The organism is Mesorhizobium sp. M0802, from assembly GCF_040320115.1.
Lineage (GTDB): Bacteria > Pseudomonadota > Alphaproteobacteria > Rhizobiales > Rhizobiaceae > Mesorhizobium.
This window is the reverse complement of sequence record NZ_JAMYOY010000006.1, coordinates 17227-32223: the sequence shown is the minus strand read 5'-3', so window position 1 is coordinate 32223 and position 14997 is coordinate 17227. Positions and strand designations below refer to the sequence as shown.

General features: G+C 65.4%; 12 protein-coding genes. All 12 read right to left on the bottom strand.

What is annotated here, in order from left to right:
- Nucleotide 1: 1 nt before the first annotated feature.
- The 12 genes from tagF to tssB all read right to left on the bottom strand — a co-directional run bounded on the left by tagF (nucleotide 2) and on the right by tssB (nucleotide 14992).
- Complete coding sequence (tagF, locus tag NKI10_RS11215) at nucleotides 2-541, bottom strand: type VI secretion system-associated protein TagF (protein ID WP_352859922.1); 540 nt, start codon at nucleotides 539-541, stop codon at nucleotides 2-4.
- A complete protein-coding gene (gene tssM / locus NKI10_RS11210) occupies nucleotides 523-4062 on the bottom strand; it encodes a type VI secretion system membrane subunit TssM (RefSeq protein WP_352859920.1) in 3540 nt (1179 codons plus the stop codon). Before tssM ends, tagF begins: the two co-directional genes overlap by 19 nt.
- A 1-nt stretch (nucleotide 4063) precedes the next feature.
- Nucleotides 4064-5389, bottom strand: a complete 1326-nt coding sequence (icmH, locus tag NKI10_RS11205; protein WP_352859918.1) for a type IVB secretion system protein IcmH/DotU — start codon at nucleotides 5387-5389, stop codon at nucleotides 4064-4066.
- 4 nt (nucleotides 5390-5393) lie between these two features.
- Nucleotides 5394-6728: a type VI secretion system baseplate subunit TssK gene (gene tssK, locus NKI10_RS11200; RefSeq protein ID WP_023751846.1), complete on the bottom strand. Its 1335-nt coding sequence runs from the start codon at nucleotides 6726-6728 to the stop codon at nucleotides 5394-5396.
- Nucleotides 6729-6886: 158 nt separating this feature from the next.
- Complete coding sequence (gene tssJ / locus NKI10_RS11195; protein ID WP_023751847.1) at nucleotides 6887-7339, bottom strand: type VI secretion system lipoprotein TssJ; 453 nt, start codon at nucleotides 7337-7339, stop codon at nucleotides 6887-6889.
- Nucleotides 7340-7342: 3 nt separating this feature from the next.
- Complete coding sequence (gene tagH / locus NKI10_RS11190; protein ID WP_352859915.1) at nucleotides 7343-8821, bottom strand: type VI secretion system-associated FHA domain protein TagH; 1479 nt, start codon at nucleotides 8819-8821, stop codon at nucleotides 7343-7345.
- The gene (gene tssG / locus NKI10_RS11185) at nucleotides 8818-9861 is read right to left on the bottom strand and encodes a type VI secretion system baseplate subunit TssG (RefSeq protein ID WP_352859913.1); all 1044 of its coding nucleotides are present in this window, start codon (nucleotides 9859-9861) and stop codon (nucleotides 8818-8820) included. Before tssG ends, tagH begins: the two co-directional genes overlap by 4 nt.
- Nucleotides 9825-11699 carry a type VI secretion system baseplate subunit TssF gene (gene tssF, locus NKI10_RS11180; RefSeq protein ID WP_352655720.1) on the bottom strand — a complete coding sequence of 625 codons (1875 nt, stop codon included), beginning with the start codon at nucleotides 11697-11699 and terminating at the stop codon, nucleotides 9825-9827. Before tssF ends, tssG begins: the two co-directional genes overlap by 37 nt.
- A gap of 3 nt (nucleotides 11700-11702) precedes the next feature.
- Nucleotides 11703-12458, bottom strand: a complete 756-nt coding sequence (gene tssE, locus NKI10_RS11175; protein WP_023673715.1) for a type VI secretion system baseplate subunit TssE — start codon at nucleotides 12456-12458, stop codon at nucleotides 11703-11705.
- A complete protein-coding gene (locus tag NKI10_RS11170) occupies nucleotides 12445-12894 on the bottom strand; it encodes an Hcp family type VI secretion system effector (RefSeq protein WP_023673716.1) in 450 nt (149 codons plus the stop codon). Before NKI10_RS11170 ends, tssE begins: the two co-directional genes overlap by 14 nt.
- A gap of 52 nt (nucleotides 12895-12946) precedes the next feature.
- Entirely contained in the window at nucleotides 12947-14452 is a 1506-nt protein-coding gene (tssC, locus tag NKI10_RS11165) for a type VI secretion system contractile sheath large subunit (protein WP_023682611.1), read from the bottom strand.
- A 3-nt stretch (nucleotides 14453-14455) separates the two neighbouring features.
- Complete coding sequence (gene tssB / locus NKI10_RS11160; protein WP_023673718.1) at nucleotides 14456-14992, bottom strand: type VI secretion system contractile sheath small subunit; 537 nt, start codon at nucleotides 14990-14992, stop codon at nucleotides 14456-14458.
- Nucleotides 14993-14997 lie beyond the last annotated feature (5 nt).

Here is a 14997-nt window from a genome sequence, read left to right as displayed (position 1 = left end):
TTCAGCTTTCCTCTGCCGGCAGAGGCGCCGTGCGCATGATAGGCAGGCCGTTGTCGGCCAGATCATGAATATCTTTGAAATGGCATTCGTGGACGCTCCAGCCGTCGCACCAGAAGACTATTCCGGGCTCCGTGCTGTTGGTTGACGGCAACGGAACCGCGTGGAGACGCTCGGTGACCATGGCGCTCGTCCAGTAGTGCGACACCGCGTCGCCCGCGATCCCGGAAACCGCATCGAACCATCCGTCATCCATGCGGGGCGAGAGTCCGATGGCGGCGACCACGAATGGATATCTCCGCCCGACACGATCCTCGCTCATCCGCCACGCGCCCGAGCAAGGCTGGTCGCAAAATATGCCAGCCGGCACCCTAAAGCGCCACACACGCGGGTCGAGTTCACCGCCGTCTGGCCTCTCGCGCAACTCCATCGACATCCAGCGGTCCCAGCGGTCGATGAAGGTCCGCGGCAGGTTTACGGCAACGAAATCTCCGGTGGCCGGAATCTTGCCGAAGAAGCCGATGTTCAGATCTGCGGCGGACATGAGAATTTCTTGAACATCTGGAGGTTGTAGGGATTTTCGACGCTCGCCGCCTTGAGCTTGAAATCGGCGTACATGCCTTTCGTCCCCAGCCGCAGGCTGTAGACATCGGACAGCGACGTCCCGGTGAAGCGGCCGCCGCGAAGCATCCTCAGCCATGCCCAGCTGCCGGTCTCGTTGAGCATGATTTCGGGCGAGCCGTCGATCGGCTGGAAGGCGAGCGAGATGACGCCGGTGCCATCCTTGCCTGGCCAGGTCATCGGCTGCGGCCGCGTCGCATTGTTGAAATAGACCAGGTTCTGGCCATCGAGGTTGAGCGTGACGCGGGTCACGTTGGGCGACAGGTCGGTCGGCTCGAGCGTGAAGGCCATCACCGGGCCCTGACCGCCGGGAAAGAGATCGTCGCGGATGCGCCGCGCCTGCTCGAAGGCGGCGAGCGCCGATGGGTCGAGGCCGAAATCGGCACGCCATTTCCAAGGCTGCGCCGAGGTGTCGACATAGCCGATCAGATGGTCGTTGATGAAGCCGTCGATCATCCCTGCCGGTCCGAACAGGCGGGCGAAGTCGCGCACATTGACGTCGACGGCGCTGTCTGGGCTGAACGGATAGCGGTCGTTGAGCGCGGCCTGGCAGAAGGGCAGGATATCGGCGCGCCAGATGGCGTTGAGCTCGGAGGCCACGGCCTTCTGCGTCAACCCGCTGGTGTCGCCGGCAATGCCGCTCAGCCAGGTGTTGACCGGGTCGGGCAGGATTTGCGCCTGGCGGGCGACGGCGCCGGTCAGTTCGGCAAGCCCGCCCTGTTTCTTGATCGCGTCCTGCGGGTCGGGATTGGCGGTCACCGTCTGCAGCACGTTGGACAGCGCCGTCAGCGCGACGACCGCGGCATCGAGCGCCGGCGGCTGGCCGTCGACCTCGGCAATCGTGCTCTTGAGCGGCTTGAAGTGTTCGGCCACCAACGTGCCGGTCAGGTCGACTTCGCTGGCCGATCCTGCGCGCGGCAACAGCTTGGCGCCGGTCTTGACGATCTTGCCCAGTTTGCCGAGCTTGCCCAGCAGTTTCGAGCCGCCCTTCGCCGCCGCCTTGTCGTCACCGGCCGGCGCGTCGTCCGAGCGGGTGAGGTCGACCTCCTGGACCACCGCCGTCAACAGCCGCTTCAACGCGGAATCGGCACTGGAAAGGTCTTTCAGATTCTCGCTGGCAATGTTGAGGTCGCTGAGCGGCGCCAGCCGCATGTCGCGCAAAAAACTGTCCCACTGCGCGATGTAATCGTCATAGTAGAGCTTCAGGATATCTTCCGACAGCGCCGACACCGAGGTCTCGGAATTTTCCGAGCAGCCGCCGGCAAACACGGCGCGGTCGAGTGCCGCCTGGGCGGCGACATCCTCGACCCGGTCGAGGATCGCGTCGTGGAAGCCGTCATAGGTGAAGGCGCCTGATATGCCGACGCGCAGCGTCTTGTCGGAGCGTCGCGAAAACACCTTGGCGCCGTTCGGCCCGGCGAAATTGGCGGGGATCCATTCCTTCAATCCGGCCACCGCCGGATCGGCCAGCAATTGCTTGTAGGCCCGCGCCGGCAGCGAGATCGTGCAGACCGTTTTCAGCGCTTCGGCGACCAGCGCCTGGTCGGGCGCGATGTAGCTGTCGTCGACCGCCATGCGCCGGATCGCGGCCAACTGATGTTCTTCCGCATCGGCGGTCGGGAAGGGCGCGGCCGGCGCGAATTCGGGCAGGTCGTTCACCCACCAATTCTCGACGAAGTCGGAGTCCATCTGAGACAGGCCGGTCATCATGCGGTAGGTCTTGAGCGCCCCCAGCATGAAGTCCGGATCGCGGATCTGCCGCCACATGGTCGCTTCGAGCAGCGCCACCATGCGCGGCTCCAGCACGTTGCGCAGAGCGTGGTCATAGGTGTCGGTCTGCGCCCGCATCATCTCGGCCGAAGCCGATGGTCCGAGCAGGTCCTGCGCCTTGTTCGGAGGCGCAGTCCTGGCATTGACGACTTCGTCCATGGCGGTCAGGGCAACGTCCATCGCCGGCTGCAGCACCGAGGCGGGCGTCGCCGCGGTCGACGTCAGCGGCGCCTGCAGCGCTTCGAACTGGCCGGCTTGCGCGGCGATGGCGTTGCGATTGTCGTAGTAGGACCAGGTGAACAGGCCGCCGGCGAGTATGGCCGCAGCCGCGCTGGCAGCAGCGGCACCGCGCCAGATCCAGCTGCGGCGGCGCTGCGCCAGCGGATCGAAGGTGCCGAGCCCGGCCTCCTTGAAGATCACCTCGGTCAGAAGGTTCTTGAGGAAGAAGCTGCGCTTCTCGAAACGCTGCGCCGGCATCGAGCGTCGTGCCGGCAGGCCGAAGGAGGAGGCCAGCGCCGCGGTCAGCCGGTCGATCGGCGCGCCTTCCTGGGTGGCCGAGGTCAGATAGAGGCCGCGCAGCCAGGCTGCCTCCTCGTAGCGGCTCTCGCCGAACATCGCCTCGACCAGCACCTGGATCGGCTCGGACAGGCTTTGCAGCTGTGCGGGAAAGCGGAAGATCTCGGCCCGTTCGGCCAGCTTGTCCTCGTCCTCCAGCCGCGGCACCAGCCGCTTTTCCAGCTCCCTCGACAGCGTCGTGATTTCGCCCGCGATCGTCTTGGCGTCGACGCGCGCGTCGAGTGGGAAGGTCGTCCCCCACACCTGTTCGCGCGCCGCCGTCGACAGGCCGCCGAAGAAGGCCTCGAAGCCTCTGATCAGGTCGGCCTTGGTCAGCATCAGATAGACCGGCAGGCGGATCTCCAGCCGCTCCTCGAGTTCGGCCAGGCGCCTGCGGATCTTGCGGCCATGCGCCTTGACGGCTTCGTCGCCCTCGGACAGCGCGTCGATCCCAAGCGCAACGATGACGCCGTTCAGCGCACGGCGGCCACGGTGCTTCTTCAACAGGTCGAGGAAGCCCAGCCATTCCACGGCGTCGACATCGGGCTGGCTTTCCTGCTGGACATAGCGCCCGGCGGTGTCGATCATCACTGCGTTTTCGGAGAAGAACCAGTCGCAGTTGCGGGTACCGCCGATGCCCTGCAGATCGTCGGTGAGGTCGATCGGAAAGTTGAGGCCGGATTGGCGCAATGCCGTCGTCTTGCCGGTCGCCGGGGGGCCGACGATCACATACCACGGCATCTCGCGCAGGAACTTGCGGCCGCCGAGCTTGCGGCGCTTCAACTCGACCATGACGTCCTGGAACTTGGCGCCGACCGCGGCGACGTTTTCCTCGCCCGGGCTGAGCCGCTTTTCCTCGACCGGGGCGGAAATCTCGGCGACGAACATGCGGTTGGCGCGGATCGCGCGGCGCTGCGCGACGATCAGCCAGATCAGCCAGAAGATCACCAGAAGAGCGATGATGACGATGCGCACCGTCTCCGACGCCATCGGCACATAGTCGCCGACCCGTACGATCGGGCCGAATACCCAGATGATCAGCGACAGCAGCGCCAGGCCGATCAGCGTCCACAGGAAACGCGAAGTCAGGACCGCCCAGAGGAAGCGCAGGATGAACATGTCACAGCCTCTTTTCGACCAGCACTTCGACGCGGCGGTTCAAGGCCCGGCCTTCGCGTGTGCCGTCGTCGGCCACCGGATCGGTGGCGGCCCGGCCTTCGGAGCGCACGCGCTCCTTCGGCACGCCGTTCTGAATCAGGATATCGGCAATTTCCGCGGCGCGGGCTTCCGACAGCCGCTGGTTGGTGGACAGTGGGTTGGTCTTCTGCAACGGAACGCCGTCGGTGTGGCCGACCACGGTGATATCGCCGATCAGCTCCTGGTTCTCGAGGATCACCTTGGCGACCGAGGCGATGAGCGGATCGAAGCCGTCTGTCAGCTGCGCGCGCGACGACTGGAAGAGTTCGGGATTGGAGGCCTGGATGACCAGCCGCGCCAGCGACACGCTCTCCGTGCCGCTCAGCGCTCTCTTGATCTCGTCGGGTGCTGCCGCCTGGAATTCCGGCAGCAGCGCGAAATCCACCGCCACCGGCGGCGGCGCGTCGACCTTCGGCGAAGCGCGGGTGACATCCGTACGCGTCGGCGGCGGCAAGGCGCGAACCAGCGCCGAAAGCTCGACCGCCTGGCTGCTCAGGCTCATCGACAGCCCGATATGAATGGCGGTGGCGATCACCGCCGCTGCCGCAACCATCACCCAGATCGGCACGATGAAGCGCTGCGGCTCGTCGGAGGCGATCACGCCCTTCCAGTTGGGCGAAAGCTGTGCGCCTTCGGCGTCGCTGTCGCGCAGGAAGCGCGCCGCGGCCACACGCACGGCATTGAGCGAACGGTCGCCGGAGCGGCCCGGCACGCGATATTTGCCGCGGAAGCCGAGCGCCATGCAATGATATTGCAACTCCAGCATTTCGCGGTCGCGATTGGGATGGCGCTCCAGCTCTTCAAGACGGGCGAAGAACTGCGCGCCGGCATCGACGTCGCCGCGCAGCATCACCACCAGCGGCTGGCGTGGCCATGCGCTGGCGCCGCCCCACGGCGTGTTCAGCGCCAGATCATCGAGCAACGCGGCCACCAGCCACGCGGCCTGGTCGGCGCGCTCAAGTGACGATCCCTGTGCCATGGTGGCGTCGCGGCAGCGCACGAGTTCGTCGAGCAGCCTGGTGCGCAGGGCTTCCGGGTTCTCAGGCGGCTGCGCGTTTTCGAGTTCGGGTGCAAATTCCAGCAGCGGCGAGAACGCGTTGACGAGCACGTTCGGATGCGCGCGCGCGGAGCGTTTCGCGGTCACCCCTGACGCCGGCAGCGGCATGGCGCGCGGCGTTGGCGCTCCGCTCAGCCGAATGCGCGTCCGCTCCCGATCCTCGGACAGTCCGAATGGATCGTCCCTGCTCATCATCTCACCTGTTGACCGAGTAGCAGTCGACCTGCGGTTCGCTGGGCAGCACGCCCGAAACGCCGATCACAAACCCGGGCGCTTCGAGCAGCGAGGCCCAGTGCTCGCTTTTCTGGTCCAGTTCGAGGCACAGCCGGTCGCCGTCATAGGGAATTTCGCGCGGCTGCGAATGCAGGGGCTTCAGCGGAATGCCGGGCAGGCGTGATTTCCACAGCCCTTCGAATTCGCTGGCCGAGCCGACGGTCGCCTGGTTGACGAAAATCTTGCGCAAGGCATCCTCCGAGAGTTCGGAGCCGATCCGCACCACGATGCGGCTCGCCACCAGAAGTTTCGGGTTGTCGATGCGGATCTTCCACACATTGGTGGCATGGCGCATGACCGGCAGGGCGCGCGATTTCGGCTCGATGTAGCGCAGGCTGAGGATCAGCGAACGCAGCGCATCGGCCAGCGCCGAATAGGCGGGTCCGGGCGCCATGTGGTCGTAGACAGGCAGTTCGCCGAGCCGCCTTGCGCTCGAGCCATAGGTCGCCATCGAGCCGGCTAAGCCAGCCAGCTCCATATAGACCTCGGCTGGATGGAAGACATCCTGCACAAGCATGTGCGCCAGCCGCGGCCGCGCGGCGTTGACCAAATTGAGGATCAGAAGATCCTCGACGCTGCGCCCGGGGCCGCCCAGCACCATCTTGCCATGCGCCTCGGCGATCTGGTCGAGGCCGGTGACCACTTCCTGCAGCAGCCGGCTGTACCAGGACGCCGCGCCGATGACCAAGGTCGGCGGCAGGAAGGTGTCGTCCAGGGCCACGCCGCCATCGGCGCGCACGCCCTTGAGTTCGGCCACCGGCAGCGCGGTGTAGCCGCCGACGGCGGTGCCCGGCGCCAGCAACAGCGCCTGCGGCCGTGCGATCTCGATTTCCTCTGGATCGGAGCCGCCATGCACGGCGTCGCGCACCGACACGATCCGGCCGCGATAGCGCGCGCCGGACGGCTCGGCGTGAGCGGGGTCGAAGCCGACGCCGCCTGGCGGTTCGAGCGGCAGCGCTATCAGCACCGGTCCAGCGCCCATCTCCGGCGTCACCGCCAGCGGCCGCGGCGCATCCATCGTCTCGGGGATCGCGAACGGCGTCCCGTCTGGAAAGATGCCGCGTGCCGAGAGCACCGAGATCTGGCCGGCATCGAGCTGTGCCTGATCGAGCATCAGCGTTCGAAAGCCGAACGTATGCAGATGCCCGGCCTGCAAGGCGCCGCGCACCGTCGCTTCGAAGAAGCGGTCCTGTTGCTGGAAATGCTGGGTGCGGAGGAACAGTCCCTCCGACCACAGCACCCTGTTTGCATCGCTCATGCCGGCACTCTCTGCTTCCTGCTCATCATGTTGCGCGGCTTGCGGACTTTTGCCGCCAATGCATGTCGCTCAAAAGTGGTCACGGTTTTGAGAGAACGACATGCATAAAAATAAAGATCTAAAGCGCGTCGCCTGAATCCGTTCAAACGCGACGCGCTTTAGGCGGAAATCCCGCCGCTGCCGAGCTTCACATTGACCGTGAACTTCGATCCCGGCGAAACCGATTTGGTCGTGCGCCAGTTGCGTCCGCCGGGTTCCCTGATCAGCGCGACGAAGCCGAGTGCTGCCACTTCTGGCTCGACCGTGATGGTCTTCGATGCGGTCTTGCCGGGTCCGACGGAAACCGTGTCGGAGCCGATGAGATCGCCGCCAAGTGCCGCGCCGGCACCGCCCTGCAGGGCAAAATAATCGGCCGAATTGAAGGCGCCGGTGCTCTTCAGCCGTAAGACCATTACCGTTACCGGCCTGTCCCCGCCGCCCGGTCCCGGGTTCATGCCGGCCCCACCGGCCAAATTGACCGTTATGACGGAGGGTTTAGGCGGGCCGCTCTGACAAGCCGTCAGCAGTCCCGTCGCCCCGATGGCAAGGATAAATTGGCGTCTGTCGATCATGTCTCAGTCCTCCTCATATGCATCACGAAAATCAGCGCCGATCTCGCCCAGAAAACGCGTCTCGGCGCTGTGAGCGATTTCACGGTGGCGTTTCTGGTACAATTCCCAGAGCTTGGCGCCGCGCCCGCCGGTCAGCAGATTGCCGATCGCCGAACTCGACTTCAGTTCCTGCTCGATCGCCGCCGGATCGAAGCGGTCGATCATGCGCTTGAGCGCGCCCTGCACGCCGCGCCAGGCGCGAACGTGATGCTGCGCCAGATCGCGCACCGCGTCCTTGATCGCCGCCTCGGCGCCGAGGAAACCGGGGCTGCGCTCGGCCAGGATGGTTACCAGCGCATCGTCGACCGAGGGCAGGAATTTGAGCGGGTTGACTTCGGATGCGCCAACCACCGTTTGAGCGACGCGAGCGTTGCCCTTCTCTTCGGCGCGCTTGCGCAAAAGCTGCATCAGCCCTTCCATCATCAGCCGGTACTCGCGGCCGAATTTCTCCATGTCGGCAACCGGATCGCGGCCGGGAAAGCCGGGCTCGTCCATGCCCATGCCGCGCAGGAAAGCGGCGCGCAATTCCGCGTCCGACGGTCCGGCTGACGGCCGCGCCGCGGATTGGCGGACAGGAGCGCGTGGTGGCGGTGGAGACGGGGGAGGCGGTGGCTGCGGTGGCGATGGCTCGGCCGCGCGAGCCGGCAGCTCCCAAGGCGCGGCGGAGGGAGCAGGCGAGGCCGCATCGCTCGCGCCGCCATCCGTCGCGCCTGCGTCGAGACTGGTGGACTCGGCCGGGCCAAAACCAAACCCGTCATCGTAGGCCGGCGGCTTCTCGGAACTGGATCTGCTCGGCTCTCGCGACAGCGGTGCGGAATCGAGGCCGAAGGGATCGTCGAACAGCGGCTTGCCAACACCCTTGTCGGGGGCGGTCTCGGGCGCAGGCGTCGCCACCGGGTCGAGGCTGAATGGATCATCGAACGCCTGCGAGCTGCGTTCATCTGCACGCGCGAAGGCCCCGGGCACCGGCTTTTCGAACGGATCGGGCAGGTCGGCAGGGCGTGGCCGTCCCGGCTCTTCTTGGGTCGTGGACGAAAAGAAATCGTCGCCACCGAGACTGACCGGCGCCCGCGACGCGGTCGGCTTGCTGGGCATCGAAGGCCTCAAGGCCGGCGCCTCGGTCTTCGCTGTCTGCAAATCGACGCACACCACATAGTCGCCCAGCCGCAGCCGCATGCCGCTTTGCAGGCGCTCGGTATTTCCCGCGCCGAGTGGGCTGCTGGCATCGTCGATGAACAGCCCGCTGCTGGAAGTGTCGGTGACGAAATAGCCGCCCCGCTTGCTGGTGATCTTGCAGTGGGCGCGCGAGACGAACATGTCGGGATCGTTGATCTGCCAGTCGGCGTCGGCGCTGCGGCCGATCACCAGCTCACCCTCGTCCAGCCGCGCCTGCCGCGTGACTTGCGCGCGGGGTCCCTGTTCGAGCGTCAGCAGCAGGCTCATGCCGCCACCTCTTCGCGCCAGCCGACGATGGTGCGCAGCCGCATGTCTTCGGCATCGCCTCGCGCAGGGTTGCGCGCCAGCCAGGTGGTGCGGGCAAGCTGGACGGTGCCGAGCTTTGCCGGCGGCACTGCCTTTGCCGCAAGCACGATCCTGAGATCGACATCGATGGTCTCGCCGATCAGGTCGCGCACCGCCTGCTTCAACAACTTCAGCCGCTCGCCGCCGGGCAGGAACGCCTTGTAGTCGATATAGCTGAGCGCACCGATGCGCAGTTCGATCCGGCTTTGCCGGCTGAAGCTGCGCGGGCCGATGGTGGCGCTGCGGCCGAGTGTGGCATAGCTGCCGGCCAGCCGGCTCTGCAGCGCCTTGGGAATGGTCATCCAGGCGCCGACGAATTCCTTCAGCACCACCGGAACCTTGAAGGCTTCGGCCAGGAACAGGGTCAGCCGCTCGGGACCGTCGACCTGGCTGGCGAGCGAGGCGGCCTGGCGAAGCTTTACCGCATCGAGTTCGGCGTCCTGCGTGCCCGGCAGCCCGATGCCGGCCATCGCTTCCAGCATGGAACGGACGCGGCCGCCGACACCGCGTTCGACCTGCACGGCCGGATGCGCATCCGCCCAGGCGCGATAATAAAGCGCGATCATCCGGTGCTGCAGGATGTTGACGAAATCGACGAAGGTCGTGTCGCTCGTCTGCCGCGCCTCGGCGCCCGCATACCAGCGCTGCGACAGCCGATCGAGCACCCAGCGCGTCATATGCAGCGGCATCGGCCCTTCAGGCCCGAGCAGGCCCAGATTGTTGACCGTCACCCGCGCCGGCGACTTGTCCGTCGGTTCGCGGAAATCCACCACGTCCTGCACTGCGAAGGACAGCCGCACATTCTGGCCGAGCCTTGCCGGCTCGCGGTCCGGCCGGCCGGAATGGCCGAACAGGCCGCCTTGCCGCTCGAGTCGGCGCAGCAGTTCGAAGAAGTCGAAACTCTCGGACAGGGTTGCGGCTCGCTCTAGATCAGGTAGCGATTGCCGGGCGTCATCGGCCATGGCACATCCTCCTGTTTCTGGAGCAATCGCGTGCGCGTGCGCACGAACCCGTTTATTCCGGCATGACGGGCAAACAGCCGCGACAGCAGCCCCGACATCAGCAAGGTGCTCTGCCCAGCCAGCACCGACTGGTCGACATGCAGCGTCACCTCCGTGCCGCGGCCGAAGCACATCGGCCCTTCGATCGCCAGCCTTTCGATCACCGCGCGCGAATCGATGCGCACGATCGAGCGTACATTGCGGGCAAGCCCGGGATCGCCGCGTTCGGCATAGAGATCGAGCAGCGCATGCAGCGGATCGACGCCGCGCCCTTCCTTGGCCAGGCTGAGGAAGTTCAGCGCCAGCTGCGACACCAGCCGCCAGGCCAGATCGTCGGCGCGCGACTCGCTGTCGGCGCCGGTCGGCAGCGCTGCCGGGATGGCCGGCTGCGGCGAACGCAGCGCGCCGAGCAGCCTGACCGATTCCACCGGGTCGCCCGCTTCCAGCGTCAGCGTTGGCGTGTCGTCGAGGATGGCAAGATCGCGGTTTGTGCACAGTGCCACGACGTCGACGCGCTTGAGCGGCCGGTTGGCCTGACTGTTGACTGGGCGCGACACCGCCAGGAAGACGTCGTCGCCGGCATAGGAGGTCCGCGTCACGCCCTGGCGCCGCTCGTCCTCGGTCGGCCGGCGCGGCCGCCGCTCCGTCGAATAGACCCAGCCGCTGCCGCGATTTTGCCCAAGGCTGAAGAGTTCCGGTATCTCCGCGTCGGGTCCCTCGGCATCGGCGTCTTCGACGCGGATGACGCGGTAGATTTCAAAGTCGCGCGCCCGCGTGCGGTCGGCATGCAGCACCTGGCGTGTCTTGCGCTGGTCGAGCTCGACGATGTTGCACTCGCGCTCGAAGAGATTGATGATCGGGGTGGCGAAGAGATCGAAATCCGCCGGCGTCAGATCGGCGAGTTCGGGCACCGGACGCCGGAACAGGAAGATGATTTCGAGCCCGGCCTGGCATTTGCGCACGACCGGCAGCAAGCCGGTGACGCGCCCATAATGGAAGCGCTCGGGCATCATGAAATATTCGCGCAGCAGGCGGTAGCCTTCGAAGGTCGGCCGCGTGCGCGGCATCAGCGCCTCGGCATCGGCAATGCCGACCATCTCCGGCGGCGGTAGCGGCGACAATGGATTGGTCTTGCCTTCCGGTCGAGCGCCGACACCAGAGCAGACTCCGAAGATGGCGTCGAAGATTAGCGGCGCCTTGGTGCGGTTGGCGAAATAGAAGTCGAGCCGGTCGAGCGCCAGTTCGTCGAGCTTGCCTTTGCCGGTCCGCGCCAGCGTGATGCGAAGTGCCGCTTCGCCGGCCTTGCCGGCGATCGGGCCGATGCCGGCGGCGGCAAGCGCGCTGCGGTCCTGGAAATAGCCGACCGAACTGATCGCGATCGGAAACAGCGTCATGTCCTGCGCGGTGGTGAAGGTGCAGCGTGTCGACAGGCCGGCCTGCAGGCTGGAGACCAGCCGCGTGCCGCGCTTGACGACGTGGCCGGCAAGCATTGTCTGCACCTGCTGGCCGGGCTTCAGCACCACCATGGCGGTTGCCGGCACCGGCGTGACGAGATCGGGATAAAGCACGTCGAGGATGCTGCGCGAAAACCGCGAGCGCTCGGCATCCACCTTCAGGCGCGTGCGCGCGGCGAGGAAGGCGACGCCGTCGAGCAGCCGCTCGACATAGGGGTCGGGACACGGCACCGTATCCAGCGACAAATTGCGGGCAACCGCCGGATGCATGTCGGCGAACTCCGCCGCCAGCCCGCGTATGTGGGACAGTTCCTCCTCGTAATATTCTACGAAGACCCGGTCCATCTCTCAGGCTTCCCTGAACTCGGTGCGCGCCAGTCCGTTGTCGAGATTGATCGTCGTGCGCAGGCGCATGCGCTCGGGCGTCGGCGTCATGATCAGCACGGCGTCGATCTCGATCTTCAGGCCGGTCTTGTCGCCGAGGTTGACCGTGACTTTCGTCGCGCTCTCCTTCAGCCGCGGCTCGAATGCGGCGAGCACGGCGCGGATCTCGCGTGCCAGAACATCGCGATCGAAGTCGCGCGACGACCGGCCGGAGAAGGACGGCACGCCATAATTGACAACGCTGCGGCGCACCTCCGGAAAGTCGGCCAGCGATGTCGGACTGTCGGTCATCTGCTCGGCCTCGAGATCGGATAGCAGCGGCGCGGATTCGAAACGCTCGGTGTTGAACAGCGCCTCGATGTCGCGCCGCACGGCCTCGCGCAGCACATCGGGCGACACCACGATGCCTCGGCTTTCAAGCTCGCCACGGTGCCGGTTCTGAAACGCCAGCCGGTGCAGCCGGCGCTTCTGATCGGGGTTCAATGCGTCATCGGCGTCGATGCGCCTCGGTCCGTCTGCCAGCAGCTCGTCCAGGCGCTCTGCGCCAAGCTCCTCCTGCAGAGCCTGCCTGAGCCCGTCTATCTCCGAGCTCAGGCCCGGCAGATCGTTGACGAGGCGGTCCCACAGCGAAGGCTGTACCGCCTCGCGCTTGGCCCGTGAACCGCCCGCCTGTACCTTGTCGGCGGCAGGGCGCTTTGCTCGCCCCTCACTTGCCGACATAGACATCCATTTCGGCTTCGTCATTGTCGTCATAGACGAACTTGATCTTCTTGTAGGCGAAGGAGACTTCCTCCTGGATCAGGTCGGCTTCATCATCGGCCTGCGACATGTCGTATTCCATGATCGAGGCGTCGGTCAGGGTAACGACCAGATAGTCCTTGCTCTCGCCGTCGATGGTCCGCCGCGCGGAGAATTTGACCTCGTCCAGCGCCTTGTTTTCGAACAGGGCCTTGGCCAGATAGGGTGAGGCCTTGTCATAGTGCTTGGTGAACTTGATCATGCCCATCGACACGCGGCCTCGGCGCGAGAGGGAATTGGGGTCGTAGGGCGCGACCATCTTGTAATCGACGCCATGGATTTCGATCTCGTCGTCATGGCCGTCGCGTGTGCTAGGCCCCTTGATATCCGGAACTTTCAGAAAACCGTCGATCTTCATTGTGGGCATTTTCGTTCTCCACCGCTTTCAAACAAAGGTTTGGTTGCTGCAATCAGGTCTTCACGGACGGCAATTCCGACACCAGCCTGAGCGAGGCGTTGATGCCCTCCAGCTGGTAGTGCGGGCGCAGATAGAAGCGGGCGTTGTAGTAGCCCGGCCGGCCCTCCACGCTGTCGACCTGCACCTCGGCGGCGGCAAGCGGACGCTTGGCGCGCGCCTTGTCGTCGGCGAAGGCCGGGTTGGCCAGCACGTACCGGTTGATCCATTCGGTCAACCAGATCTGCATGTCGGTGCGTTCCTTGAACGATCCGACCTTGTCGCGCGCAATCGCCTTGAGGTAGTGGGCGAAGCGCGAGACCGGGAACAGGTAGGGCAGGTTGGCGGAGAGCCGCTCGTTGGACTGGGCGTCGGGGTCGACCAGGCGGCCCGCCCGCGTCTCGTCGTCCTGCAGCGAATGGGCGCCGATGAAGGCCGCGAGATCGGTGTTCTTGCGGTGCAGGATCGGCATCAGCCCGAGCTTGGCCAGTTCCGCCTCGCGCCGGTCGTCGATGGCGACTTCCGTCGGGCATTTCATCGCGATCGAGCCGTCATCGGTCGGGAAGGAGTGCACCGGCAGGTTAAGCACAGTGCCGCCATTTTCGACGCCGCGGATCTGGGTGCCCCAGCCATAGAGCTTGTGGCTGCGGTTGATGTTGACGCCCATCGGGAAGGCAGCGTTCATCCAGACATATTTGTTGTGGTCGCCCTGCACTTCCTCCTCGAAGGAGAAGCCCTTGACCGGGACTGTCTCCGAGCCGTAGGGCAGCCGCGCCAGCACGCGCGGCATGGTCAGCCCGATATAGCGCGCATCCTCGCTCTCGCGCAGCGATTGCCACGAGGCGTAGGCCGGGTTGGAGACGATCTGCTGCAGGTCCTGCGGGTTGGGCAGTTCCTGCCAGCTGTCCATGCGGAACAGCCGTGGCGAGGCGGCGGCGATGAATGGCGTGTGCGCCGAGGCGCAGATGCCGGAGATGTTGCGCAACAGGCCGACGTCGCGCGGGTGGTTGGAGAACTCGTAGGCGCCGATGACGCAGCCGATCGGTTCGCCGCCGAGCATCGAATACTCGTCGGTGTAGACCTTCTTGAAGATCGGGCTCTGGTCCCACATCTGGCCTTCATAGTCTTCGAGCGTATCGGCCAGCTGCTCCTTGGAAATGTTCATCACCCGGATCTTCAGCTTCTGATCCGTCTCGGTGTTGTTGATGAGGTACCAGAGGCCGCGCCAGGTGCCTTCCATCTGCCGCACTTCCGGCGCGTGCAGGATTTCGTTGACCTGGGTCGTCAGCATCTTGTCGATGCCGGCGATCAACGACTTGATCGACTTGATCGAGTTGGACGAAATCGTCGTCGTCTCGGAGCGCGACTGCGCCGCCAGAGCCAGGTTGCGAACCAGCTGCTGCAGCTTCTCGCTGTCGTCCTTCTTGACCTTGAAGTCCTTCTCCAAGAGCTGGCTGAATTCGCCGAGATCGACGGCCTCGGCCTCGGCGACGGATGCTGCGGTCTTTTGCTGTTCGGCCATGATCTATTCCTCACCCTTGTCGTCGGACAGCGCCTGGGCGGCGATCTGGCCAAGCAGCGGCTGGTTGTTCAGCAATTGGGCGATGCGCTTTTCGGCATCGACGCGGCCGTCCATGAAGCCGAGCAGCTCCTCGAGCTGGCGCCGCATCTTGAGGATTTCGGCCAGTTGCGGGACCTGTTCGGCGATCTTGTCGGGGGCGAAATCGCCCATCTTGGTGAAGGTCAGGTCGAGCGCCAGTTCTTCGTCGCGCTCCTGTCCCTCGGCCTGCGGCAGCGTGTTCTTCACCCGCGCCTTGACCCTGGGTCCCAGCGCTTCCATGAATTTGGGGAAGCGGTTGGCATCGGTCTCGACAAAGGAACGGTCGAGCACCGTCTTGGACGCTTCCCTGGTCTGCGATGCGCCCGACAGGTCGGCCATCACGCCCATGACGAACGGCAGTTCGATCGTCGTCGGGCTGCCGTAGGTTTCGACATCGTAGGCGATCTGCACGCGCGGGGCGCGATTTCGCTCGATGACCTTCGCTTTGCTTTCGGCTGGCATGTGTT

Excerpts from the sequence above, each read along its gene's own strand:
- tagF (WP_352859922.1), bottom strand. The coding sequence starts at position 541 with ATGTCCGCCGCAGATCTGAACATCGGCTTCTTCGGCAAGATTCCGGCC.
- tssM (WP_352859920.1), bottom strand. The coding sequence starts at position 4,062 with ATGTTCATCCTGCGCTTCCTCTGGGCGGTCCTGACTTCGCGTTTCCTG.
- icmH (WP_352859918.1), bottom strand. The coding sequence starts at position 5,389 with ATGAGCAGGGACGATCCATTCGGACTGTCCGAGGATCGGGAGCGGACG.
- tssK (WP_023751846.1), bottom strand. The coding sequence starts at position 6,728 with ATGAGCGATGCAAACAGGGTGCTGTGGTCGGAGGGACTGTTCCTCCGC.
- tssJ (WP_023751847.1), bottom strand. The coding sequence starts at position 7,339 with ATGATCGACAGACGCCAATTTATCCTTGCCATCGGGGCGACGGGACTG.
- tagH (WP_352859915.1), bottom strand. The coding sequence starts at position 8,821 with ATGAGCCTGCTGCTGACGCTCGAACAGGGACCCCGCGCGCAAGTCACG.
- tssG (WP_352859913.1), bottom strand. The coding sequence starts at position 9,861 with ATGGCCGATGACGCCCGGCAATCGCTACCTGATCTAGAGCGAGCCGCA.
- tssF (WP_352655720.1), bottom strand. The coding sequence starts at position 11,699 with ATGGACCGGGTCTTCGTAGAATATTACGAGGAGGAACTGTCCCACATA.
- tssE (WP_023673715.1), bottom strand. The coding sequence starts at position 12,458 with ATGTCGGCAAGTGAGGGGCGAGCAAAGCGCCCTGCCGCCGACAAGGTA.
- NKI10_RS11170 (WP_023673716.1), bottom strand. The coding sequence starts at position 12,894 with ATGAAGATCGACGGTTTTCTGAAAGTTCCGGATATCAAGGGGCCTAGC.
- tssC (WP_023682611.1), bottom strand. The coding sequence starts at position 14,452 with ATGGCCGAACAGCAAAAGACCGCAGCATCCGTCGCCGAGGCCGAGGCC.
- tssB (WP_023673718.1), bottom strand. The coding sequence starts at position 14,992 with ATGCCAGCCGAAAGCAAAGCGAAGGTCATCGAGCGAAATCGCGCCCCG.